Below are 471 nucleotides of genomic sequence, written 5' to 3' on the forward strand. Positions count from 1 at the left end.
TACGAAATCGCGACCGTTGATGGCAGCAAAAGCACGGGCGCCATTGAGCAGTGCGAGTGATGCACGGGGCGAGGCTCCCAGGTATATAGACTGATCGTTGCGGGTGTGATTTACAATCTGAGCGATGTATGAGAGCAGTTTCTCATCTACCAGAATCTGATGAATTGTTTGCCGATAGGCTTTGATATCTTCGGCATTAAGCACCGGCTCAATTTGGCTTAGCTCATCTCCTTTTCGGTTGGCATGCCTTAGAAGTATTTCTGTTTCCTCTTCCAGGTTAGGGTAGTTGATTTCTATTTTAAAGAGAAACCTGTCGAGCTGAGCTTCAGGCAGGCGATAGGTGCCTTCTTGTTCTACGGGGTTTTGGGTAGCCAAAACCATATATGGAGCCGCCATACGATAGGTTGTACCATCTACTGACACTTGTTTTTCTTCCATTACCTCAAAAAGTGCAGCCTGGGTTTTGGCCGG

1 protein-coding gene is annotated in these 471 nt (G+C 47.6%); it reads right to left on the reverse strand.

The window, feature by feature from the left end; translation table 11 throughout:
• A partial coding sequence (locus tag B3763_RS15530; RefSeq protein WP_286747629.1) for an AAA family ATPase occupies positions 1-471 on the reverse strand: 471 nt, incomplete at both ends.

It is taken from the genome of Roseivirga sp. UBA1976 (assembly GCF_002336325.1).
Lineage (GTDB): Bacteria > Bacteroidota > Bacteroidia > Cytophagales > Cyclobacteriaceae > Roseivirga > Roseivirga thermotolerans.